Annotated in this window: 17 protein-coding genes; 9 read left to right on the top strand and 8 right to left on the bottom strand. The window is 69.9% G+C overall.

What is annotated here, in order from left to right; translation table 11 throughout:
* From IF00_RS0120305 to IF00_RS0120340, 8 genes are all read left to right on the top strand, one after another.
* Positions 1–1,140, top strand: coding sequence for a hypothetical protein (locus tag IF00_RS0120305; protein ID WP_030319987.1), 1,140 nt, complete (start codon positions 1–3; stop codon positions 1,138–1,140).
* A gap of 40 nt (positions 1,141–1,180) precedes the next feature.
* Positions 1,181–1,678 (top strand): phage baseplate assembly protein V, encoded by a 498-nt coding sequence (locus IF00_RS0120310; RefSeq protein WP_030319989.1) that lies wholly within the window; start codon positions 1,181–1,183, stop codon positions 1,676–1,678.
* Positions 1,678–1,995, top strand: coding sequence for a hypothetical protein (locus tag IF00_RS0120315; RefSeq protein ID WP_030319991.1), 318 nt, complete (start codon positions 1,678–1,680; stop codon positions 1,993–1,995). Before IF00_RS0120310 ends, IF00_RS0120315 begins: the two co-directional genes overlap by 1 nt.
* Complete coding sequence (locus IF00_RS0120320) at positions 1,995–2,363, top strand: GPW/gp25 family protein (protein ID WP_037638678.1); 369 nt, start codon at positions 1,995–1,997, stop codon at positions 2,361–2,363. Before IF00_RS0120315 ends, IF00_RS0120320 begins: the two co-directional genes overlap by 1 nt.
* 80 nt (positions 2,364–2,443) lie before the next feature.
* On the top strand, positions 2,444–4,957 hold the full coding sequence (locus tag IF00_RS0120325) for a baseplate J/gp47 family protein (protein ID WP_051820513.1): 2,514 nt from the start codon (positions 2,444–2,446) through the stop codon (positions 4,955–4,957).
* Positions 4,954–7,407 (top strand): baseplate J/gp47 family protein, encoded by a 2,454-nt coding sequence (locus IF00_RS0120330; RefSeq protein ID WP_030319996.1) that lies wholly within the window; start codon positions 4,954–4,956, stop codon positions 7,405–7,407. Before IF00_RS0120325 ends, IF00_RS0120330 begins: the two co-directional genes overlap by 4 nt.
* Positions 7,408–7,409: 2 nt before the next feature.
* Positions 7,410–9,602 carry a phage tail protein gene (locus IF00_RS0120335; protein WP_106975847.1) on the top strand — a complete coding sequence of 731 codons (2,193 nt, stop codon included), beginning with the start codon at positions 7,410–7,412 and terminating at the stop codon, positions 9,600–9,602.
* A gap of 5 nt (positions 9,603–9,607) precedes the next feature.
* The gene (locus IF00_RS0120340) at positions 9,608–12,721 is read left to right on the top strand and encodes a DUF6519 domain-containing protein (RefSeq protein ID WP_030320001.1); all 3,114 of its coding nucleotides are present in this window, start codon (positions 9,608–9,610) and stop codon (positions 12,719–12,721) included.
* A 22-nt stretch (positions 12,722–12,743) separates the two neighbouring features.
* Here the strand turns inward: IF00_RS0120340 and IF00_RS0120345 are convergent, their stop codons facing one another.
* The 6 genes from IF00_RS0120345 to IF00_RS0120370 all read right to left on the bottom strand — a co-directional run bounded on the left by IF00_RS0120345 (position 12,744) and on the right by IF00_RS0120370 (position 21,136).
* Positions 12,744–14,639 carry an ATP-binding protein gene (locus tag IF00_RS0120345; protein ID WP_037638708.1) on the bottom strand — a complete coding sequence of 632 codons (1,896 nt, stop codon included), beginning with the start codon at positions 14,637–14,639 and terminating at the stop codon, positions 12,744–12,746.
* Positions 14,636–15,877, bottom strand: a complete 1,242-nt coding sequence (locus IF00_RS42780; protein WP_051820515.1) for a Pvc16 family protein — start codon at positions 15,875–15,877, stop codon at positions 14,636–14,638. The genes IF00_RS0120345 and IF00_RS42780 overlap by 4 nt, the downstream gene beginning before the upstream one ends.
* Positions 15,874–16,071, bottom strand: coding sequence for a hypothetical protein (locus IF00_RS45740; protein ID WP_158710505.1), 198 nt, complete (start codon positions 16,069–16,071; stop codon positions 15,874–15,876). Before IF00_RS45740 ends, IF00_RS42780 begins: the two co-directional genes overlap by 4 nt.
* A gap of 2,228 nt (positions 16,072–18,299) precedes the next feature.
* Positions 18,300–19,022 carry a hypothetical protein gene (locus IF00_RS42785; protein WP_051820516.1) on the bottom strand — a complete coding sequence of 241 codons (723 nt, stop codon included), beginning with the start codon at positions 19,020–19,022 and terminating at the stop codon, positions 18,300–18,302.
* 37 nt (positions 19,023–19,059) lie between these two features.
* Positions 19,060–19,581: a phage tail protein gene (locus tag IF00_RS0120365; RefSeq protein WP_030320007.1), complete on the bottom strand. Its 522-nt coding sequence runs from the start codon at positions 19,579–19,581 to the stop codon at positions 19,060–19,062.
* Between the two features lie 22 nt (positions 19,582–19,603).
* On the bottom strand, positions 19,604–21,136 hold the full coding sequence (locus tag IF00_RS0120370; RefSeq protein WP_030320012.1) for a phage tail sheath family protein: 1,533 nt from the start codon (positions 21,134–21,136) through the stop codon (positions 19,604–19,606).
* Positions 21,137–21,374: 238 nt separating this feature from the next.
* Here IF00_RS0120370 and IF00_RS0120375 point away from each other — a divergent pair, with 238 nt between their 5' ends.
* Positions 21,375–21,773 carry a hypothetical protein gene (locus IF00_RS0120375; RefSeq protein ID WP_209439781.1) on the top strand — a complete coding sequence of 133 codons (399 nt, stop codon included), beginning with the start codon at positions 21,375–21,377 and terminating at the stop codon, positions 21,771–21,773.
* Between the two features lie 12 nt (positions 21,774–21,785).
* Here the strand turns inward: IF00_RS0120375 and IF00_RS41485 are convergent, their stop codons facing one another.
* The gene (locus tag IF00_RS41485) at positions 21,786–22,058 is read right to left on the bottom strand and encodes a hypothetical protein (protein WP_037638681.1); all 273 of its coding nucleotides are present in this window, start codon (positions 22,056–22,058) and stop codon (positions 21,786–21,788) included.
* A 2-nt stretch (positions 22,059–22,060) separates the two neighbouring features.
* Complete coding sequence (locus tag IF00_RS0120385; protein ID WP_030320015.1) at positions 22,061–22,999, bottom strand: hypothetical protein; 939 nt, start codon at positions 22,997–22,999, stop codon at positions 22,061–22,063.
* Positions 23,000–23,428: the final 429 nt, after the last annotated feature.

Genomic DNA, 23,428 nt, shown 5'->3' on the forward strand with positions numbered 1-23,428 from the left:
GTGCCCAAGCCCAGCCTGCGGCTCGCCGTGCTCGCCGGGGCGACCATTCCGACGCCGCTTCCCCCCGACCTCACCTCCCGCCTCCTCTCGGTGCGCGTCAGGGAGAACGACCAGGACCGGTCCGTGTTCACCCTCACGTTCGACGCCGGGCGCTCGGGCCCGCTCGCCGTCCGGGACACACCCGTGCTGAGAGCCCCTCTCGAGCCCTTCGCCCGGGTGACCGTCGTTCTCACCTTCGGAGCGCTGCCCCGCGTCCTGATCGACGGAGTCATCACCGCTCTCGAACTCGTCCCCGGCGCTCCCTCGGGAACCGCCGTTCTGACGGTCACGGGAGAGGACGTCTCCTACCTGCTCGATCGTGTGGAGGTGGATGCGGAGCACCCCGCGCTCGATGACTTCGCCCAGGTGACCAAGATTCTCGGCCCCTACGCGGCCCGCCGGATTCTGCCGATGATCACCCCTCCCAAGGACATGGATCCCCCACTCCCGATCGAACGGATCCCCACCCAGAACGGCACCGATCTCGCCCACCTCCGCGAGCTGGCCCGCAGGCACGGCTATGTCTGCTACGCGATCCCCGGCCCGGCGGTCGGTGTCAGCGCCTTGTACTGGGGCCCTCCGGTACGGGCCGGCGCACCTCAGCCCGCCCTCTCGGTGGATCTCGGAGCCGACACCAACGTCCGCTCGATGCGCTTTCGCACCGACGCCCTCGCGCCGCTCCTCGTCGAAGGAGATCTCCAGGACCCTCGCACCGGTGTGCAGCTGCCGCTGAACACCGTCGGCAGCTCGCGCCAGCCACTCGCGTCGCTGCCCCTGTGGGCGCGCCATCAGGGCGACATCCGCCGACGGCGCAGGGCGCGGGACAGCGGTACGGGGACCATCGGCGCGTTCGCACGCGGCCAGGCGCAGGTGGACCACAGTGCCGATGCCGTGGTCGCGGAGGGCGAGGCCGACGGCGCGCGCTACGGCACCGTCCTGCGCCCCCGGGAGCTGGTCGGTGTCCGAGGCGCCGGCTGGTCCCACGACGGGCTCTGGTACGTGCGACAGGTGGAACACGAACTGGCGCCGGGTTCCTACACCCAGCGCTTCACTCTGGCGCGCGACGGCCACGGGTCGACGGTGCCGGTGGTGCCGCCGTGAAGGGGCGGCTGTGCCCGAGCGACGACTGGAGGCTACGCGCTTGACCACGTTCTACGGAAAGTACCGCGGGAAGGTCACCAGCAACACCGATCCCCTGATGCGGGGCCGGGTGCAGGTCAGCGTGCCCGCCGTGCTGGGCAAGGGCCGGCTGTCCTGGGCGGAGCCCTGCGTCCCGTACGCCGGCCGCGGGGTCGGCCTCTTCGCCGTCCCGCCGGAGGGGGCCAACGTGTGGGTCGAGTTCGAGGCGGGAAACCCTGATCACCCCATCCTCGGGGGGTGTTTCTGGGGCACCGGCGAGGCGCCGGCCTCCCCTGCGGTTCCTCATGTCAAGATGTGGAAGACGGACGCCGTGACGATCACTCTCAGCGACATCCCCGGGAGTGGCGGCCTGACCATCGATGTCGGCCCACCGGTCTCCGCACTGCCCATGAAGATCTCCTGCACCACCGCCGGCATCGAGCTCTCCATCGGCGCCTCCAGCGTGAAGCTGAGCGCCGCCAGCGTGTCGGTGAACAAAGGCGCCCTGGAGGTGACGTAGTGCCCGGTTTCCTCGCGCACCAGGGCGCGACCACCCTGTGCATGCATCTCGGTCAGGCACAGCCGGTCGCTCCCAACCCGCGAGTCACCGTCAGCGGGCAGGCGACCGTCGTCCTCGGCGTACCGTGGCTGATTGCCGGATGCGCGCCCCAGCCGCCCGGCAATCCGCCATGCGTCACCGCCCAGTGGACGACCGGCACCACCAGGGTCAGGTCCGTCGGCATGCCGCTGGTCCTCCAGGGCGGCACGGCCGTGTGCGTACCGACCGGCGGTCCGCTGACGGTCGCGGCCGTGCAGGTTCGGGTGCGGGGGATCTGATGCACTTCGGGTTCCCCCTGCGCTTGGACGCGCGCGGACGGCTGGCGGCCGTCGACGACGACGAATACCTCCGCGGTCTGGTCGAGATGCTCCTGTTCACCCGGCCCGGCGAGCGGGTCAACCGCCCCGAGTTCGGCAGTGGCCTGGACCGACTGGTCTTCTCGCCGGGGGGTGACGAGCTTGCCGGGGCGACACAGGCTCTGGTCCACGCGGCGCTGCAGCAGTGGCTCGGCGACCTGCTGAGGGTGGATGAGGTCCGCGTCGAGGCGGTGGATACGGTCCTCACCGTCACGGTCCGCTACACCCGGCCGGACGGGCCGGCCACCGGGCCCCGCGTGCTGCGGCTGACCGGCCGGGGCGCACAATGAGCGGTCAAGGCCCCACGGCGGCAACGGACCCGCCTGATGACGGCACGATCCGGGGAATCGACCTGGATCGCAGACGCGCGTTGGTCACCTCCGTCGAACCGGATCTCGACGGAATCGATTTCATCGAGGTGCTCTCCAACCGCGCGGGTACGCCCGGACACGTCCCCGGCGCCCCGCAGGAGTGCACCCTTGCCGTCCATCTGCTGCGCGGTCCGGTGGCGGACGGTCTGGGTGCGGGACCCGGTGATGAGCGAGTCGTCATCCTCGGCGGCGTCCGTACCGACCCACACGTCAATCCGGTCCACGTCCTCTGGGCCTACCCCGCCATCGCCCTGGTCGGTGACGCGGAGCGTCCGCCGGCCGTCCTCGACGCCCGGGTGACCCAATCGGATCGTGATCTGGTCGCCGCCGGGGTGCCTGCGGCGATCCGGTCCAGAGTGCTCGTCGTCAGGACGGCGGCTCCGGGCGATCGATCGACGTATGTGCTGCGTCTGCACGGCACCACCGGCCGGAGCGCCCCCGCCGGGTTCGACGGGCCGCTGGCGCAGGCCGCCTTCCGCTTCGACGTGGACTGCCCTTCGGATCTGGACTGTCGGCAACGCGCGACGTCACCCCCACCGGAGGTCGCCTCCCCGGTCCAGGACTACCTCGCCCGGGACTACGAAGCGCTGCGCACCCGGTTGCTCGACCGCATGGCCGTCCTGCTCCCTGAGTGGACCGACCGTTCAGCCGCCGATGTCGGGGTCACCCTGATCGAGCTCTTCGCCTACATCGGCGACAGACTCGCCTACCGGCAGGACTCGATCGCGCAGGAGGCCCATCTCGGCACGGCGCGTCTCAGGACCTCGGCGCGTCGGCACGCCCGACTGCTCGACCACCGCGTCCACGAAGGGTGCTCGGCACGCGCCTGGCTCGCGTTCACCACAACGGCGGACATGTCGCTGCCTGCCGGCACGGCGGTGAGCGGAGCCGGGATGGTGCCCGGCCAGGACAAGCCCTCCGTGGACGACGTGGTGCAGTCCGGTGCGGTCGTGTTCGAGACCTGTCATCCGGTCCCCCTCGCGCGAGCTCGCAACCGCCTGGCCCTGCACGCATGGGGAGACGCCGACCAGGTGCTCGCCGTGGGCACCACTTCGGCCTTCATCTCGGTCCCACGTGCTCTGGATCCTGCCCTGAAGGCCGGCGACGTGCTGGTACTGGCCGAACTCGGCCCCACGGGAATGCTCGGGGACGGCGATCCGGCCCGCCGCTGCGCGGTACGCCTCGACCGGGACCCGGTCGAGCGCACGGATTCCCTGACGCCCTCTCGGCGGGTGCTGGAGCTGCACTGGCACCGCGATGACGCCTTGCGCACGCCGCTGACCATCTCGCAGCCCGGCACCGGCGGGGCAAGGACCGCAGCGGTGGCGCTTGCCAACATCGCGCTCGCGGACCACGGAATCTCGATCCACGGCGACGCCCCCGACCCCGCGCAGGTACCCGAGGACGGCAGGTACCGGCCGTACCTGCGGCGGACCAGTCTTGCCTGGACGGTGCCTGCCGACGCCGCTCCCGTCGAAGGGCTGTCGCCCGACTCCCCTGGCTGGCAGAGCGCCACCGACGCCCTGCGCCCCGACCCCCGACGTGCGGTCGCCCAGTTGGAGCTCGACGACGGTGCTCGCCGCTGGCTGCCGCGCAACGATCTCCTGGGCAGTACGGGGACCGCACCCCACATGGTCGTCGAGACGGAAGAGAACGGGTCGAGCAGGCTGCGCTTCGGCGACGGCATCAGCGGGCGGCGGCCCACACCCGGGTCGAGCATGACGGTGCGCTATCGCATCGGCGGCGGCTCGCACGGCAATGTCGGCGTCGACACCCTGAATGCGATTCTGCACCTTCCGTCCGGCGGTTCCCTCGACGGCGTAGCCGTCACCAACCCGCTGCCTGCCGCCGGCGGAGTCGACCCCCAGCCGTCGGCAGAGGTACGCGAGCTGGCCCCGCGCGCCTTCCACGGTCGAACGCAGGCGGTCACCCCCGAGGACTACGCCCGGATCGCCGTCGCGGACAGCGCGGTGCGCCAAGCGGTGGCCCGTCCCCGATGGACCGGCTCCTGGTACGCGCTGCAGGTGGCCGTGGATCCCGTCGTGGCGGCGGACTTCGAGCTCCCCGACCGGCTGGCGGCGCTGATGGAGCTCCGGCGGACCGCGGGTGTCGATGTCGAATTCAGGCAGACGTCCGCCGTACCGCTGGACATCGCCCTCGTCTGTTGCCTGCACGAGAGGACGCTGCGCTCGGAGGCTGAACGGCAGGTACGCGACATGCTGTCCGCGTCGGTTCTTTCGGACGGACGCCGAGGATTCTTCCACCCGGACCGTCTCACCCTGGGGGCTTCCGTCTTCCTGAGCGACCTGATCGCCCACGCGATGTCCGTCCCCGGCGTACTCCATGTCGAAGTCGAGCGGTTCTGCCGCGTCGGAGCCGGAGCCCAGGAGAACCAGGCATCCCTGGCCCGCGGACGTCTCGATGCATCTCCTCGGGAGAGTTTCCGCTGCGCGAGCGACCCGAGGCGGCCGGAGGCCGGCCGTGTGGAGCTCACCATGAGAGGTGGGGCATGACCGCTTCGACCGATCCGGAGAACCGAGCCGAGCCGGAGCAGCAGCGTGCGCCCCGTACCCGCTCCATGGCCTACGGCCGGTCCTTGGCCAGGATGCGTGCGGCGCTGGCGGATCCGGCGCATCCGCTCGGCGTGCGCGCGCTGGCCCGCCGCCCGGTGGACGAGCCGGCGATCGCTCTCCTCGACAGCTGGGCCATCGTCACGGACATCGTGTCCTTCTACACGGAACGCCTGACGCAGGAGGGGTTCCTGGGCACGGCGACCGAGCTGGAGTCGGTGCGGGAACTGGTGCGGACCCTTGGATACGAGCTGCGACCTGGCATCGCGGCCCAGGCCGACCTTGCCTTCTCCGTCGAGGACACGGTGGCGTCGCCGGAGACGGTCACCGTTCCACGTGGCACGCCGGTGCAGAGCATCCCGGGCCAGGACCAGACCCCTCAGGTCTTCGAGACCGAGACGGATCTGGAGGCCAGGGCCGCGTGGAACGCGATCCCGGCCGTCGCCACGAGTACACAGCGGCTGGATGCGGACGTGAACGGGATCTGGCTCACCGGCGTGGACTCCGGAATCCGCCCGGGCGACTCGCTCATCGTCGTCGACGGAGGGCTCGCTACGGGCGCGGCGTGGGCGTTCCTCGTCGTGACCGGCGTCGCGGTGGAACCCGACGGGCGTACGGGATGGACGCTCTTGACGGTGCGACGCCCGGGGGGAACCGACGACCCCGACCACGGGCCGATCGTCAGCAAGGGCGCACATGTGTACGGTTTCGCCGAGCGCGCCAACATGTTCGGCTGGAACGCTCAGGCCACACCGTCGTCCGCGTCCTCCGTGACGACCGCTCCGCGGGAGCCCGGGGGGAGGCCCCAGGAAGCCACCCCACAACGTTCCTTGGAACTCGACGGCGACCACCCGCGCCTGCTCCCCGACTCCTGGCTGGTCATGGAGTCGGACGACGAACGCCGGCTGTACCGTGCCCTGGCGGTCACCCCGTCCGGCAACACGCACAGCGGCTTCAGCGCTCGGACCACCAAGGTGAGCACGGACCGGACACTCCCGGGGGATTTCGTCCCACCCAGCACTCTGGTGCACTGCCAGTCCGTGCAGTTGCCCGCGGAACGCCGCCCGCGCTCGGCTCCCGTGGCCGGCCGCAAGCTGGAACTCGCGGTGACCGAACCGTTGTTGCCGGTAGGGCGCGTCGTGGTGGTCCAAGGCACGGATGTGCGCAGCGGCGCTCTCCAGGCCGAGCGAGCCCAGGTCGCAGCCCGCACCGTCGATGGCGCGGGCACCGTCATGACCGTCACCCTGGACCGGGAACTCGAGCATTCCTACCACCCCGACACCGTCGCCGTCCTGGGCAATGTCGTGACGGCCACCCACGGAGAGACCGTGAGCCACGTCCTCGGCAGCGGCGACGGGGCACAGCAGTTCACCGCGGTGTCCATCTGGCGCCAGCCTCTGACGTACGTCAGAGGCGTCGCGGGGGCCGCCACGAGCACGCTGGCGATCCGGGTGGACGGCGAGCTGTGGCACGAGGTCGCCTCCCTCCACGAGGCCGGACCGAACGACCGGGTCTTCGTGGTCCGCAACGCGGAGGGCGGCACGGCGACCGCCATCTTCGGGGACGGCGTGCACGGTGCACGGCTGCCGACCGGTACCGAGAACGTCACGGCGACCTACCGGGTGGGGAACGGAGCCGACGGGGCGGTCTCGGCAGGTCGACTCACCCTGCTTCCACGCCGCCCGCTGGGCATCTCGGCAGTGGCCAACCCGGTGGCCTCGCACGACTGGGCATCCGCGGAGAACCTGGCTGACGCACGTTCCGGTGCTCCCCGCCGCACCCGCACCCTCGATCGAGTCGTGTCGGTGAACGACTACGAGGACTTCGCACGAGGGTTCGCCGGCGTCGGTGCCGCACAGGCGGACACGGTGTGGGACGGCAGCCGGCGGACCATCGTCCTCTCCCTGGTCGGCAGCGAGGGCCGACGTGCCGGAGACGGGTTGCTGGCCGACCTCGGCGCTGCGATCGCGAGCGCCCGCCCTCCCGGCGGCTCCTTCCGTGTGATGCGTGCCGCCGTCCTCTGGTTCGGTGTCCGTATCGAGGTACTGCACGACCCCGCCTACGAGTGGACGACAGTGAGAGAGGCCGTCGCCACGGCCCTCGATCTCCGTTTCGCACCGGCTCGCCAGGCCTTCGGCGCACCCGTGACGACTTCCGCCGTGCTGATGGTCGTGAAGGCCGTCGCCGGCGTCGCCGCCTGCAGCATGCCACGGCTCGTACGGCTGCCGGCTCCGCCTGCCTCCTCCGAGGCGAGCCCGTACCTTCCTCCTGACACACAGGCCGAGCAGGTTCTCGCGTCCTCGCCCGCGCACTGGGAGGCGGGCGAGGTACGGCCCGCACAGTTCCCGGCTCTGGCCGCCGGTGCGGTGGAGATCGCGGTGATGGCTCCGTGAGCATGGCGAAGACACCGCACGGTGGCGATCCGGACCGCCTGTTGTCACTGCTGCCCGCCCACCTGCGCACGCGTGACGAGCAATCAGGAGGAGCGCTCCGGGCGTTGCTCTCCGCCGTCGCGGGCGAGCTGGAACTGCTGGAACAGAACCTGGTCGACCTGTACGACGGATGGTTCGTGGAGACCTGCGACGAAGAACTCCTCCCCTATGTCGGCGACCTGATCGGCATGGCGGAAGCTCTCCCCCACCTCGGCGAGGGGACCAGTTGGCGACCCCTGGTCGCGAACACGATCTCGTACCGGCGCCGCAAGGGGACGGTCGCCGTGCTGGAGCAAGTGGCGAGAGAGGTCACCGGCTGGCAGGCGCGCGCCGTCGAGTACTTCCGGCTGCTGGCCACCACGGCTCACGTCAACCATCCCCGCTGCGACAGGCCCGCCGCGGCCTCACTCCGGCAGTCGGACCGTCTCGACCGGACCGGGGGCGGATACGACCTGCGGACCGACCGCGCGAACCCGCCGCCCGAGGTACACGACCTGACCCATGGCGCCTTCGAGCCGCTGGCACGCAGCGTGGACGTGCGGCGCATCGGTACGGGCCGTGGCCGGTACGGCATCACCCACGTGGGGATCTTTCTCTTCCCCCTGCACAGCTGTCCGGTGGGAACCGCCGATGCCGTCGACCGCTGGCCGCAGGCCCGCGGCACCGACGGGGGCTGGACCTTCGACCCGCTCGGCAGACCGACCCCCCTGTTCTCCGCCACGCCGCACGAAAGGGGTGCCCAGGAACGCCTCGCTTCCGAGGACGAGCTGCCCGTTCCCCTTCGCCCGCGCAGACTGCGGGCACTGCTGGAGGAGGCTCGCCGCGGAGCGCTGGACCCACGCCATCTGCCCCTCGGCGTCCGGATCGGCCGTGACGGCGTTCCGCTGCCACCCGAGCGACTGCGCGTGTCCGGCCTGGAAGGCCTTGAGCCCGGAAGGGGTGACCAGGTGTGCGTGGACGCGGCGACGGGCCGACTGGCGGTCTACCGTGACGGAGAACCGCTGGAGTCGGCCGAGGTCTTCGTCCGGTACCACTACGGCCGGCTGGGCGAGATGGGGGCCGGCTCCTACGACCGCTCCGAGGGACTGCACCGTGCGCTGGCAGCCGACGGATACGGCAACGAAGGCATCGTCCGACGCATCGATGTCCGCTCGAACCCCGGTTCCCCGCCGCCTGCCGACTCCTCCTCGCTCGCGGAGGCCCTCGCCACCGTCGAGGGAACCCGGCCGCCCGACGATTCCCGGCCGGAACACACCCTGGTCGTCGCGATCGGCGACAGCGCATCCCACGGAGGCGACCTGTCGGTGGCCATCCCGAAGGACACGCGCCTCGTGCTGGTCGCAGCCTCCGCACCGCACCGCGTGCCCGCCTCGGATTCCGCAGGACTCAGCATCGGCACAGCCTGCGTCACCGATGGTCTGCGGCCCCATCTGCACGGCTCGCTCACCGTCACGGGCGGCCCTGGCAGCAGCCTCGTGCTCGACGGAATCACGATCGAGGGCGACGTGACCGTGTCGGCGGGGAACCTCGCGCGGTTGACCGTCTCCCACTGCACGGTGGCCGGCAGGGTGACCGTCTCTCGGGACGCCCCGCACGCGCCGGCCGGGACCGACAGCGCCCTCCGGGTCAGCCTGTTCCGCAGTGTGGTGAAAGCTGTCGCACTCCCCCGCAGCGCCCCCACTCTCATGATCAGCGACTCCATCGTCGACGCGGTCTCCGTCGGGCCGGCCGTCTCGGCGCCGGGCGCACACCTGTCGATCAGCGGAAGCACGGTGCGCGGCGACATCCAGGTCCGCAGCATCGACGCCGACAGCGCGCTGCTCGACGGCCTGCTCCTGGCTGAGAACCGGCAGGCAGGCTGTCTGCGCTACAGCTACCTCCGTCCCGGCTCCCGAGCGCCCCGGCGCTTCCGCTGCGTACCGGCGAACGCTGCCGACTCGGACCTCGCCCCGGTGTACGCCTCGGAGGAGCCGGGTTCACCGCTCTACCTCTCCCTGGCGCACTCCTGTCCCGCCGCGATCGGCGAGGGCGGAGAGGACGGTACGGAGATGGGCGCGCACCACCACCTTCACAGGCCTCAGCGCCGGGACGCCCTCCGTCGGCATCTCGCGCCCTATGTACCGGCTGAACTGGAATTCAGAATCATCGGGAGCTGAGAAGCATGCAAGGCGACTTCAGCCGCTGGACCTTCGCACCTCAGGAGGCGTACCGCTCGGTCCTCCTCCAACAGGGGCGGGTCCTGCTGGATGCCGACTGGAACGAGCACGCCGCCATCACCGCCCATCACGACGAGGTCCGCACCACGGACCTCGTCGGACCGAGCGGCGGCCCCCTCTCGGGGGCCGGCTTCGCCATCGTCGACGCCGAAGGGGAACGACCGCGGGCGACGCTCTGGGAGGACCTGCGGATCACGCAGGGCCGCTACTACGTCGAAGGCATGGTCGTCGAGGCCCCCTCCGCTCCGAAGCCGGGCGGAAGCGACGAGGCGGCACCCTTCGTCGGGTGGCCTCTGGATCACCAGCCCCACGTGCGGGCGATCGCCGACGACGTGCCCTTCCCCGACCCGGGGGAGAACGGCCGCTATGTGGCCCTGCTCGACGTGTGGACCCATCTGGTCACCGCGGACGAGCAGCCCGCCCTGCTGGAACCCGCCCTGGGCGGTCCCGACACCACCAATCGTGCGCAGACGGTGTGGCAGGTACGCCTCCAGGAGCTGCCCGAGGGAACCGCCCACGAAGCCCTGCACGAGCACGGCCATTTCAGGGCAACCCCCCGGACGATGGCGGCAGCACTGCGGCAGGCGCCCAGAGACCTCGACCCGTGCCAGGTCAACCCCGCCTCCGGCGGCTATCTCGGACTGGAGAACCAGCTCTACCGGGTGCAGATCCACGAGTCGGGGGCGACCCCCACGTTCCTCTGGTCGCGGGAGAACGGCAGTGTCGTCGCCGCACTCACCGCCATTGCCGACGGCGCGGACTCCGACGCGGACGACATGACCGTTCTGACCCTGGACAGGGAGGGCCGCGACGAGGAACTGTCCATCAGGAAGGACAACATCGTCGAAGTCACGAGCGTCGACCTCCAGATGCGCCGCCAACCCGGGTTCCTGGCCACCGCGGGCGCGCCCCAGGGGCTCCTGCTCCCCGTACGCTGGACCGGTCCGGCCCCCGCGTCCCTCGCCGCACTCGGCCGAACACCCCTGGTCCGCCGCTGGGAGGGGATTCTGCCGGTGGGCGAACAGCTCCAGGACCTCGAAGACGGCATCCAGGTGCGCTTCCCCGGCGGCGGGACGCTCAGCAGCGGCGATCACTGGCTGATCCCGGCTCGCACCACCCGCCAGGTGTACGGGCAGAGCACGCGCGCCGGAAGCATCGACTGGCCGGAGGGAGACGGGCAGGGCGCGCCCAGGATTCCCCACGGCCCGCTGCCCCGCACCACGCCTCTGGCCGTCCTCACCAGGGAGGACACCGGGTGGAGCCTGGAATCCGACTGTCGGCGTCTGTTTCCGGCCCTGACGGCGATGACCACGCTGGACCTGGCGGGCGGCGACGGTCAACAGGCGCTCCCGGGAACGCCGCTGCCCCAGGCCGTACGTGTGATCGCCCGCAACGGCGGACTTCCTCTCTCGGGGCTGGTCCGGTTTTCGACACAGGGCGGACGACTCACCGGCAGCGAAGGCGTCGACGGAGAGGACGTCGACGAACCGACTGGTTCGGGCGGGGTCGCGGAGGTCACATGGACCCTGGATCCCCACGGCCCGCCGACCCAGATGCTGTGGGCGACACTGCTCGACCATCAGGGGGCACCGACCGGTGCGCCCCTCGTGGTGACCGCCGGTCTCAGCACCGCCTCGCAGGTCGCATGGGTACCGCCGTCCGATTGCGGGGGCCTCCCGCAGCCGCCGACGGTCCAGAACGCCCTCCACAGGCTCGCGACCCGGCGTGAACTGCGGTTGCTCGGAGGGGACGGCCAGCATCTCGGTCCGCAGGACATTGTTCTGCCCCGGGCTGTGCGGGCCGTGGTGGACAGTGGCTGCGGGCCCGTCGAAGGCGCGGTCGTCGTCGCGACGGGGACCAACGGCGCTCGGGTGGCCAAGGCCGACGACGGACCACCCCCCGCGACGCTTCCCGCGGACAGCACGGAGACCGATGACGACACGACGGGTGAGAAAGGCACGGTCGCCTTCTGGTGGCAGCCGGCTCCAGGGGCCGACAGTGACACGCTGCAGCTCCAGCTGAGTGATGGCACGGGGACACCGCTGACCGTCACTGCTCAGAAGATCTCGGAACGGGCGGACGCCTCCCAGGTTGCCTGGATCCCGCCGTCGCAGTGCGATCTCCAGAACCCGACGGTCAAAGATGCGCTCGACCTGTTGGCGAAACGGAGTCAGCTCCGTGTGATCGAGGGAGACGGACAACTCCCCGGGCTGCTGCCCGTGCCACTCCTCAAGCCGGTACGAGCCGTCCTGGAAAACCTCTGCGGACCTGTTCCGAATGTCAAGGTGATCGCGACCGCCAGCAGCAGGGCACTGGTGGCAAGGAAGACCGGTTCCACACCGCCGAACCCCTTTCCCGAGGTCCACGAGACGGATGCCACGACTGACGGGAACGGAGTGGTGGCGTTCTGGTGGCAGCCTGCGGCGGGGGCGGCCGGTGACACCTTGAAGCTGCGGCTGGCCGACGAGTCCGGGACCCCGGTGACCGTTACCTCGGCAGCCCGGACAGGCGTGCACATCACAGTACTGAAGCTGAACAATGCTGCCTTCCCCATGGACGGCAACGTCTCGATCGCCCAGCTGATCGGTGGAATCACCGCCGTACTGGATGGCGACATCGACACGCGCAGCATCAACGGCAACGTGTGCCGTGTCCTGTTGGACCTGCCATGGGCACTCGGCAACGAATCGCCGTGGTCGGAAGACAACGCGTTCGCGCAGGCGGGTTACACGACAATCGCGCTCCCGACTGCCCCCTTGGATGCCGACGCACTCGCGAACAAGAGAGCTGTCACCTGGAAGCCGGACGCCACAACCCGAGGCTGGCTCGAAAAAGTGAAGATCAAGTTGCAGCAACTGGGAGAAGCATCAGCGCTGAAGAGGCAGATCATCGGACGCTTCGTCATCGAAGGCTCCCCGATCGTGGCTGCCGACGGCACCTGCCTCAACTGCCACGCTCCCTATGAAATGGTCAACGACAAGCCCCGAATGCACCTGCCCACCGACGACGCAGTCATCGGCGGGCAGTTCGTCAGGTGGTTCGAGCTCCGCGCCCAGTAGGTTGACCGCCGCACCTCACGCGTCACACCGACGCTCCGCCGGCGACTGGGGACCGGCCGGACTTGGCCAGTTCCCATCGCGTGGCCGCCCGCACATGCTCGATCGTGACCGGGCTGTCGGCGGCGGCAGCGAGGTACGCGGCCGAGAGTGCCACAGCCGCGATGGCGCCGCCCGTCAGATCCATGGCTGCCAGGCTGGGCAGGTCGAGGCCGTCGAGCGGGGTGTCCGGGGGAAATGCCTTGCGCCACAATGCTTCTCGCATCGCCGGATCGGGATGCGGGAAGTTCACCACGGTGCGCAGCCGCCGCGTGAACGCCTGGTCCATGGCAGATCGGGCGTTCGTGGTGAGAATCGCCAGCCCGCGGAACGTCTCCAGGCGCTGCAGCAGGTAGCCGATCTCAAGGTTGGCGTAGCGGTCGTGGCTGTCGCGGGTCTCGGTGCGCTTGCCGAAAAGGGCGTCGGCCTCGTCGAAGAGAAGCACGGCAGCGCTGTCCTCGGCCGCATCGAACACCCTGCTCAGGTTCTTCTCGGTCTCGCCGATGTACTTGTCGACGACCTGGCTCAGGTCGATGTGCACCAGGTCGAGTTCCAGGTCGCCCGCCAAGACCTCGGCTGCGAGGGTCTTCCCGGTCCCGCTCGGACCACTGAACAGTGCGGTCGTTCCCAGGCCCCGTGCCGAACGGCCGGCGAAGCCCCAATCGTCCAGGACGGTGGTGCGGTGGCGGATCGAGGCAGCCAGAGCCCGCAACTGCGCCGACTGGCCGGGAGGCAGCACCAAGTCTCCCCAAGTGGCTCTGGGGTGGTGGACCTTGGCCAGACCGCCGAAGGACGGGCGCGCCCTCTCTCGGCATGCCTGCCACAGAGAGACCCCTGAAGCGACGTCCCGCGCTGCGGCCTCCGCAGCGTCCAGGGGGAGGTCGAAGATCCCTGCTGTGCCGTCCGCGTCCGCCACGGGTGCACCGGCCCGGTCCAGCGCGGACCGCAACAGCTCGCGGCGGTCGGCCGGTGCCAGCCGTTCGAGCCTGACGCTGGCCAGACCGTGCCCGAGAGCAGGTGTTCCTTCGTCGGCGAGCAGGGCGATGGGCGCGTCGAAGGCCGTGGCCAGACGGGCGATGGCGTCGCAATCCGCGCGGGCGGCGTACTCCAGATCGACGGCCCAGGCACAGGTGCCCAGGACTGTCTCGCGCTCCATCAGGCGCATGGTCCGCCGGCGCTCGCCGACGCTGTTCGCCAGGTCGGAGGCAGTGACCAGCAACAGCCGCAGTCCCTGGGACCAGGCTGCCGTCGCGGTGACCGTGCGGAGGTTCGCCCCCTGCGGGCCGGAGACCACCACGGCCTGTCGGCGGCTCAAGGCCTGGGCGATCGCTTCAGCAGCGTGCCGCATCGGTGTGGGCAACTGTGGGTGGGCCGACACGGGCCGCGACACAGCGGCCAGTTCGGCATCCAGCCGGCCGGCGCCCGCAAGGTGGTGGAGTACGCGTTCATCCACGGCCAAGGGACTGCGGGTCAGCGACGACGGGTCGAGCAGCCGTACCAAGTCCCAGTGCCGCAGTGGTGCGGAGGGGGTCAGTGCGCTCCAGTGGGGCTCCGGCAGCACGGAGAGGGCAGCGCTGAAGGACAGGTGGGGCGAACCGCAGGCCGTCAGGAGTTCACCGGCGACCTCTCGGATGAACTCGGGCCCGGCGGCGAGCAGCAGGAGCGACCGCTCGAAACGGGTCAGTCCGAAGCCGCGCGACACCTGATCGAGGGCACTCTCGCCGGAGAGGCGGAGTCGCGACTCGGACAGGGCTTCCTCCGCCTCACCGCGGTCGGCCTCGGTGGAGTCAGGACGCAGGAGCATCCGGAGGACACCTAGTTCGGCGACCAGATGGTCGCGGTTGGCCTCTTCCCACCCGGTGGCGGAGCCCGGCCCGCTCATGGCGGGGGAAGTGCGACCGTGGGTGCCCCGTAGACGCCGCACACCAGTTCCGGAAGGCTGGTCACGCCGTCCACCTGGATGCGGACCAGCCACTTGCCGTCGGGGACATCCCGGCGAGGTACCCGAACCGACGGCTGCGGCAGCGTCCCGGCCGTGACCGGCGGCAGCACGAAGTCCACCTTGTCGGGTAGAGCATCGGCATGCGCCACGTCCCGGGAGAACGAGACGGTGGCACGCTGTCCGGCGAACAGGGGTGGGTTCAGTTCCAGAACGATGTCGGAGTCACCGACGTTCACCCGCGTGACGGTCGGTCGGACGGTGACGGGCAGGGCATTGGACGTTGCCACGACTCTGATCGGCTGCGGTCCGTCCGGCGACATGTGGAGCACCTGGACGGGGTGCAACCCCGCCGGCACTCTTCCGTCGACCGCCACGGTGAGCAGCGAGGCCGTGGCTCCCGGGAGCGGCTCGAGCCCGACCGGTCCCAGCCGCACCCGGTTCTTCCGGCTCAGCAGGTGTTCCCCGCGCAGGTGCAGTGGGGAGTCCGCCCCCGCCGCCTCCCCCATGTCAGCGGAAACCAGCCGAGGAGCGGGCGTGGTGGAGAGGCTGAAAGCACGCTCTCGCACCGGCAGCGCGGCCCGCGGGACGGCCGGCGACTCGAGCAGCACCACGGCGGCCGTGTAGGTCACGGACAGTTGGTAAGGGGTCTGCGGGAAGACCGACCAGAGCTTGGACAGGTCGTCCAGGGACAGAGCGGTGGGAGAGAGTCTGACCGGCTCGATCTGATGGGCGAGATCCGACTCGGTCAGGAAGCCGGTGTCCTCGGAGCCGGAGTATTCCTCCACGGCGGCGGCGACGACCTCCGAGCTCAGGACGGGGGTGACGGAGAGCGCTGTGAGGGCCCTTCCCAGCAGCCGTTGCCCCTCCAACGCGGCGTCTCTGCCGTAGCAGGTGATCAGGTAGTGCAGGTCAAGGGCGCACCGTGGGCGTTCGAGGAAGGCGGCGTCGTCGTCGCGCGTCGGCAGGGCCGCCAGGTTCCACGCCGGATTGGGCGTCACGAGGTACAGGAAGACGTTGATACCCGTCGACTGCACGAGATCGGGAGTGCCGAGCTGATCCGGCCTCAAGGTCGTCACCTGGGCGTACCCGACAGGCCCGAGTCGCACGGGCTGCAGAGCGCGGTCGAGGACATAGCGCAGTGCCGAGGTCGCGGCAGCGATGGCCAGGTGGTTGCTCACCGGTCCTCCCTGCGCCTCGTCAGATAGGCGTCGAGGTCCACGCGCGGCAGGGGACGACGGGTGGGCGTACTCGGCGGTGCGGGCTCATGCCGCACCACTTCGATCCGCTCGATGTGCACGTGCACGGCCGGTGCGACGTCCTCCGGCCCGTCACCGGTGCCGGAGAGCGTCGTATGGGACTCCCCCACCGTCACGGTCGCCCGGTTACGGGACGGTGTCGCCGCGGGCCCAGGATCGTCGGACGCTCTCACCTGGGTGTGATCACTCGACGGGACCACCCCTCTGTCGGCGAGCGTCGGCACCACATGGTCACGCACGAGGTCCATGGCGCTGGGAAGCGCTCTCGCCGCCCCCGCAGTGCGAGCTGGTGGTCTCTCCGGCTTCCGTCCGACGGACGGGGCAGGCTGGACAGGCGGGACGGACGGGGTGGAGTCGGGCTGAAGGCGGGCAGAAACGCCGGGAGTTCCTGCCGTGGGCGGCGCCGCCTTCGAGGCCGCAGAGGGGGAATCGGGCGTGTGCGGAGGACTCCTCCGCTCTCCCGGCGCGCGGAGAGGATCCTCTCCCGAGTGTGACGTCAGCCGGGGCGACTCCATGGCCCGGCCGGTGAGGGGTCCGCCCTTCACCGAGGCACTCGCGTCTGCGGACTGCGACGCGAACGTGTCGGGCGCGACCGGCGGCGAGGCCGGCCCTTCGTCGCCGGTTGTCGGCCTCGGGCCGACGGGGCTCCCGGGACGGCTCGGTGTCGTGCCGTGGCCGGACGGCCCACTGGGCAGGTCGGCAGGTGTCTGCGTGGTGCCGACGTGACTCGGCGCGGCACCGCTCGGTGCGGCCTGCGCCGCCGACGGCGGCGCACCCGCCGACCGTTCGTACGGAACGCCCTGCCCTGGATTCGCCGGCACGGAAGACCGATCGGCAGAGCCGGAGAAGGCCCCGTCAGCAACGGAATCACCCTCCGCGTCAGCCGATGTCGACCGCTCCACCGACGGCGCCGCACTCACCGGTCCTCCGGACTCGACACCCTGCCCGGGATTCGCCGGCAACGAAGACCGATCGGTAGAGCGAGGTACGGCCTCATCAGCCACGGAAGCACGCACCGCGTCAGCCGACATGGGCTGCCCCACCGACGGCGCCGCACTCACCGGCCCCCCGGACTCGACACCCGGCCCGGGAGCCGCCGACAGGGAAGGCCGATCGGTGGTGCGAGCGGAAGTCTCGTCAAGCAGGGAGACAGGCACGGCGTCGGTCGACGGCTGACGTTGAGGCTCAGGCGCGTTCGGCTCGTACGAGAGGTCGTGCGGGGCCGGATCGGACCTGCGGGTGTAGGGATCACCGGGCGTGGCCTGGGGGGAGGGTGGCGGCTCCGCACTCGCGGGCTCTTCGTGGTCGTTGTTCGTTCGGCCGATGGGTGGTGCGCTGTCGGCGACCGGCGGGGGGTCGATGTCGATGTTCTCCCGGACTGGGGGTGGGGGCGGGTGATATGCCTGGTCAAGGGGAGGGAGGGCACCGTGTTCGTGAGATCCGCTCGGCTGCGTGGTGGGACCGGCCACGAGGTCGGGCCCTTCGCTGGAGAGCGATCGCGGATCCGCGGACGGTGAGCCGGGGAGCACGTCACCGCTCACGTGTGTACGGTCCGCGGGCGGCGTGCGGGGTGGGGCGGGCGGTTCCGGTCTCCAGGCGAGTTCGACCTCCGGCACGCCGACGGTGGGAGGGGGCGTGGCGTCGTGGGCCCCGGGGTCGTGCACTGCGGCACTGGTGGGGCCCCGGTGAGGGGACGAGGCGTCTGCGGTGGGCACGATGGTCGGCACGTGCGGGCGATGTTCGGACCTGGTGGGCGGGTCCTCACCGGTCGCAGGGGCCTGTCCCCGGTGGTGCTGTGAGGACGACGCGTGGGGTTCGGTGCCTTGAGCGGCGGTGGGCGGACTGACGCTGCCCTCGCGATCGCCGGGCCCGGCCTGCATGCCCGGCTCGGGCGGCAGCTGCACGGCACGGGCAGGTGCACTGCCCACGTCGACAGCGGCGGTAGGCGGACTGACGCTGCCCTCGCGATCGCCGGGCCCGGCCTGCATGCCCGGCTCGGGCGCCACCTGCACGGCACGGGCAGGTGCACTGCCCACGTCGACAGCGGCGGTAGGCGAACTGACGCTGCCCTCGCGATCGCCGGGCCCGGCCTGCATGCCCGGCTCGGGCGGCACCTGCACGGCACGGGCAGGTGCACTGCCCACGTCGACGGCGGCCGTCGTCGGCCCTTCGTCCGGCGTGTCGCCAGCGGGAGTGTCCACTGCCGCCGAGTCCGACGGGGAGGAGGCACGCTCCCACATGTGCTCCGCCGCAGGGACCCATGGCTCGAACCGGGAGCGTCGGCGCAGAGCCAGCCGGGGCTCTGTGCCAAGGGCCCGCTGCGCCATCCGCTCGAAGAACCCTGTCACGACTCCGCCCTCTCCAGATAGGCGTTCCTGCGCGACGTCGGCAGCGCCAGCACGTCGGCCTCGCTCCAGCCGAAGGCACGGGCGAGGACCGCCACGTCCTCCATCAGCCGGAGTGCGGCCATGTCGATCTGGTCCCAGAGCACCGCTCCGGGGTCGAGCGCAGCCGGCACCGGTCGATCACACTGCGGACACTGCATGCGCAGCATCAGCAGTGCCTGGCCTGTGAGACGTTCCGCCGCGACGTCCAGGAGCGTCTCCTCCTCCGCCGTGAGGCAGGAAGGGTCGAAGGGGGTGCCGTCGGACCGCCGCACACAGCACGACAGCAGCACGGTACGCGCCTTGTCGGGATCGGCGGTCGCGGCGATCAAGTGGCGCGTCGTCAGGGGACGGACGGTGAAGTCGCCCACCACGGCATCCTGCTCCCGGGCAGCCGGAGCAACCGTCAGATCCTCTGCGGGAGGCAGGGAGACCTGGGCGTCCATCAGCTCCCCGCAGGACTGGCAGGCGACCACTCCCGTCACCTCGCGCCCGAAGGCGACCGCGTGTGCATGGGCGGCGAGCGTGGCGCACGCGCCGACGTCGAGGTCGAGAGCGGAGTCCAAGTCCGGTGAGAGGCCGGCGAGATGGACGAAGACCGCGCTTCTGGCCGCCACGGGAGCCGACGATGCCTGCTCCCAGGCTCTCAGGAGGAGTTCCGGATCGGCGAGGCTGCGCACCATGACCTCCCTGCTTCGCGCCTGTGGTCGGCACCTGCTCTCACAGTGCGGCGGAAGTGGGCTCCGTCGGCTCGGTCACCGTGGTGTCGCGTTCCCATCCCTCGTTCTCCAGCTTGATCGACTGAATGGCCACGGCGTTGGCGTTGGCATCGAGGTCGGGCAGGGCGAGGAACTCCGACACCCAGCATCGGTACACCTTGTAGGCGAGGACCAACTGCCCCGCCTCGTTGTAGACCTCGATGATGACGTCCTTGCGGAAGTCCTTGAGGGACGTCTCGGCACCCATACCGGAGCCCCAGCTCCACACCTTGCTCGCCCACTGCTCGAAGTCCGGATCGTGGGTGACACCCCGCTCCAGCGTGACGGCGTCGTACTCGGTACGCCCAGGGGATTTCCGGCTACTGCTCGGATCACCACCGTGGCGATGCTTCACGACTTCCGTGGTTCGCTTCAGCGCGCTGACCTTGCTGATCCCGGCGACGTATCGGCCGTCCCACTTCACCCGGAACTTGAAGTTCTTGTACGGGTCGAAGCGAGTCGCATTGACGGTGAAGTCGGCCATGCTGCACCTTCCGGTGGACGAGTCATCCCGCTGCTTCGGCGGTCTTCTGCTGGATCCCGATGACGACGAACTCGGTCGGCTTGAGCGGAGCGAAGCCGACGACGATGTTGACGATTCCGCGGTCGATGTCGAATTGCGTGGTTGTCTCGGAGTCGCACGCGACGAAATAGGCCTCACGCGGAGTGCGCCCCTGGAAGGCGCCCTGTCGGAACAGGTCCTGCATGAACGCTCCCAATGAGGTGCGGATCTGACTCCACAGCCGTTCGTCATTGGGCTCGAAGACGACCCACTGGGTGCCACGGACAAGACTCTCCTCGAGGAAGAGGGCGAGCCTGCGCACGGGCACATACTTGTACTCGTCGGCGAGTGCGTCAGCGCCACGAAGGGTGCGAGCACCCCACACCACCGACCCGACCTGCGGAAACGTCCGCAAGCAGTTGATCCCCAGCGGATTGAGCTGCTCGCTCTCTCCCTCCGTCATCTGGTACGCGAGGCCGCTTGCGCCCATGACGCCGGCGTCCACGCCGGCCGGGGCCTTCCACACTCCCCGCGTCGCGTCGGTGCGCGCCATGACACCCGCTACCGCTCCGCTGGGCACGAATTCACCCATCGCCCCGTCGCGCAGAGGGTCGGCGGAGCGGAGCCGCGGCACGTACACGGCACCGTTGCGGTTCATCGGGCCGGACATGCCGAGCGTCGCCAGCCAAGCAGGGGAGTCGGCGGGCGCGGTTCCGGTCGGAGTGTCCACGAGAAGGAACGCTCTGCGCTGCTGGCACAGCCTCAGCGCCTTCGCCCACACGTCCTCGGGCAGATTGCCATCAGGCCGTGAAGGTGGCAGGCAGAGGAGGTTGAAGTCCGTCTTGACCAGCGCGTCCAAACCCTGTTCGCCGGAGTAGTCCGCCAGGTCCAGCTGATCGCCGTCCGTGCCCCACCCTGCCTCGGTCACCTTGTAGACGCCCTTCGCGGGGCGCTTGGAGGCGGACGGCATGCGCTTCACCCGGACGAACTGCGAACTGCGAAGCATCGCGTCCACCCGGCGGGGACCGTCGACCGTGGTGAGGTTGAGGAAGGTTTCGAGGACGGCAGGGGTGTCCCTGTCGTCGTCGCGGACCTCGAGGATCTTCAGTTCGAAGAGGTCCCCCGCACCGAAGTCGGCGCTGCCGCTGGCAACCTCTTCCGCGTTGCCGGACTGCGGGTGGACGACCTCGACCTGCAGCCGGTTCCCCCAACTGCCGGGCCCCGATGCCTCGAGCAGCAGGCCGTCCACGTCAAGGAACGCCGATTCGGCTCCCCCGGCGAGGCGCAGCACCCGTGCGGCGCCACCGCCGTTGAGATAGAAGTCGCGGACCGCATACGACAGGCCGCTCTCCCGCCACAGTCCGCCGAACACACGGTCGAACTGGGCCATGGAAGTGATCGTCACCGGTTCGCCCACGGGTCCGCGGGCAGCGCGGCCGACGAACGCGGTGACGGAGGTGGAGACTCCGGTGACTGCCCTGATGCCACTGGGAATCTCTGTGATGTAGACACCTGGGGCGGCAAGGGGTTCTGGCATGGATGGCTCCTTCGGCGATGCCCCCGAGCGGATCGTGCCAGCAGCACGTCACCGAGCCGTCACGGCGGCATCAAGCCCGGGCCACGTGACGAGGGTGTGACACCTGGTTGATGCCGCGGTGCGAGCCTCACCTTCCCGGTGCTGCTCAGCCGAGGACCGAGCTGGAGGCTTTGAAATGGTGAATGTGTCAGTGACCTCGTCCGTCATGATCGAGGACGGGCCCGTACTCTCCCTGGCGATGGACCTCGACCCGGAGTCGTACACGGTCGCCAGCGTGACGCTCGATGCCGGGGGCACACGCACGGTGGGTCTGTCACCGGAGAGTGGGGATCCGATTCTGCTGGCCGTAAGGGCCACCACCGAGTCCGGCAAAGCCGCCGATGTGTCGCTCGAGCCCAATCCGGACAGCTCAGGGGACACTCCCCCTCCGGACGACGGGGACGTCAGCCCTCGGCCGCTTCAGCTCAAGGTGCGGACCGTGCTGCTGATCAGCGGAGCCGAGGTCCTGCAGAGCATCGGTACGCCCAGATCCCTCGGCGTCACGAATCACGGCAGCGAGCCCGTGACCGTCGACATCCTGGCCTGCATCGACCTTCCCGACGAAGCTGACACGGAGCAGCCGACCGAGCGGCGCTGACGGAGCGGCGAACTACGACGGGACCTTGACGGCATCCGGCCCGGTGGTCTCGGTCTGAGGCCCCTTGGTGCCGCCGTTCGGCCGGTCGGCGGCCTGGAGGCCGCTGCCGTCCGTGTTCTCCTCGTCGCTCGTCAGCAGCTCCTGCAGCATCTGCATCGCTCCGCTTATGCGCAGCAGCGTCTCGCGCAGGCCCGCCTCCTGCTCGACCAGCTTCCTCAGCTGCCCCTCGCCGAGCTGGTACTCCTGCCGGAGCTCGGCGAGGCGTGACTCGAGTCGATCCCGCATGATTACCGCTCCGTTCCGGGTGAGGTGATGACTGCTTCAGGTTCTTGCGGATCCGGTTCCGCCGGCGCCTCGGCAGTTCGACGGAGCCCTCGCTCCCGCTCCGGCTTGTCCACTTCGGCGGCCATGCGGTGGGCATTGGCCCACGCGTCCTGGCGGATGCCGGTCACCTGCCACGAGACTTTGACGTTGGGCTTGTCGGTCCGGACTGTGAACCGATTGTGCTCGATCTCATCGACCACTACTGCGACCGCCAGACTTCCCACCGGCGTGAGCTGATAGCGGAATTCTCTGTCCTGGCGACGATCGCCGTTGAGCTTTTCGAAATAGCTCGGAAGCTCTACCGTCGCCTCGCCTTGGCCGTCCGTGACGATCGTTCCGTCGTAGAACGTCGTCATCTCCGGGGACTCCACGGCCGTGTGCGACAGGAACCTGTTTGCCGGGTCCTCAGGGTGGTCGATCGTGACAATCTGGGACTTTCCAGTGACCGTTCCGATCGCACGAATGTTGCCCTCGGCGTAAATGGCACTGTAGCCCTCGTACCCTTTGACGCGCAGTGTTCCGTGGATGTAGGCGGCGTTGTAGGCCTGCTTCTGCTCGATGGTCAGGCCCGGGTAGCCCCCTCTCGCCTGGACGTCTATCTGTCCACGAACGTCGATGGACGGGTAGCCCTGGTACCCCTCGACGTCCACTTTCCCCACGGCCGCCACGGCCGTGTGGCCCTGACCCACTCGAACGTCGAGTCGCCCGTTCTGGGGATTGGTCGTACCGATCCCGACGTTACCGTTGACGGTGTTCATCACCATTCCCCAGCCGACACCACCGTTACCCCAGAAGCCCACGGCGGTGTCGCTTTCCATGCCGACGAAGGCGCGGTCGGTGTTCGCGGACGCCTGACGGAACCAGATGCCCGCGGAACTGTCGCTGCCCTGACGTACCCGCATGCGTTACCAAGTCTGACGTTGCCGTTGACCGTGTCCATCGCCATTCCCCAGCCGGCACCGCCGTTGCCGTAGAAGCCCACAGTGGAGTCGCTTCCCATGCCGACGAAGGCGCGGTCGGTGCTGGAAGATGCCTGGCGGAACCAGATGCCCGCGGAGCCGTCGGTGCCCTGACGTACGCGCATGCGACGCGGGACATCGAGAGCGTCGCCGTTACCGCCCTTGCCGACGGTGATCTGATCGCTACCGGACCACAGCCGTGCCTGTCCACCCTGCGCGTACCACATCCAGCGTTCGCCCGCGCTCGGCGTTTCGACGAAAGCTCCCGAAGAGGCCGTACGGTCGGCGAAGGAGAAACCACCGGCGGATCCACCGCTGTGCACCTCGGTACCCTCCACGTGCAGAGCACGCTGAGGCGAGAGGGAGAGGGCC

Origin of the sequence: Streptomyces flavochromogenes (assembly GCF_000717595.1) — a bacterium.
In the GTDB taxonomy this organism is placed as follows: Bacteria; Actinomycetota; Actinomycetes; order Streptomycetales; family Streptomycetaceae; genus Streptomyces; species Streptomyces flavochromogenes.

Excerpts from the sequence above, each read along its gene's own strand:
- IF00_RS0120320 (WP_037638678.1), top strand. The coding sequence starts at position 1,995 with ATGCACTTCGGGTTCCCCCTGCGCTTGGACGCGCGCGGACGGCTGGCG.
- IF00_RS0120330 (WP_030319996.1), top strand. The coding sequence starts at position 4,954 with ATGACCGCTTCGACCGATCCGGAGAACCGAGCCGAGCCGGAGCAGCAG.
- IF00_RS0120335 (WP_106975847.1), top strand. The coding sequence starts at position 7,410 with ATGGCGAAGACACCGCACGGTGGCGATCCGGACCGCCTGTTGTCACTG.
- IF00_RS0120340 (WP_030320001.1), top strand. The coding sequence starts at position 9,608 with ATGCAAGGCGACTTCAGCCGCTGGACCTTCGCACCTCAGGAGGCGTAC.
- IF00_RS0120345 (WP_037638708.1), bottom strand. The coding sequence starts at position 14,639 with ATGAGCGGGCCGGGCTCCGCCACCGGGTGGGAAGAGGCCAACCGCGAC.
- IF00_RS42785 (WP_051820516.1), bottom strand. The coding sequence starts at position 19,022 with ATGGTGCGCAGCCTCGCCGATCCGGAACTCCTCCTGAGAGCCTGGGAG.
- IF00_RS0120365 (WP_030320007.1), bottom strand. The coding sequence starts at position 19,581 with ATGGCCGACTTCACCGTCAATGCGACTCGCTTCGACCCGTACAAGAAC.
- IF00_RS0120370 (WP_030320012.1), bottom strand. The coding sequence starts at position 21,136 with ATGCCAGAACCCCTTGCCGCCCCAGGTGTCTACATCACAGAGATTCCC.
- IF00_RS0120375 (WP_209439781.1), top strand. The coding sequence starts at position 21,375 with ATGGACCTCGACCCGGAGTCGTACACGGTCGCCAGCGTGACGCTCGAT.
- IF00_RS41485 (WP_037638681.1), bottom strand. The coding sequence starts at position 22,058 with ATGCGGGATCGACTCGAGTCACGCCTCGCCGAGCTCCGGCAGGAGTAC.
- IF00_RS0120385 (WP_030320015.1), bottom strand. The coding sequence starts at position 22,999 with ATGCGGGTACGTCAGGGCAGCGACAGTTCCGCGGGCATCTGGTTCCGT.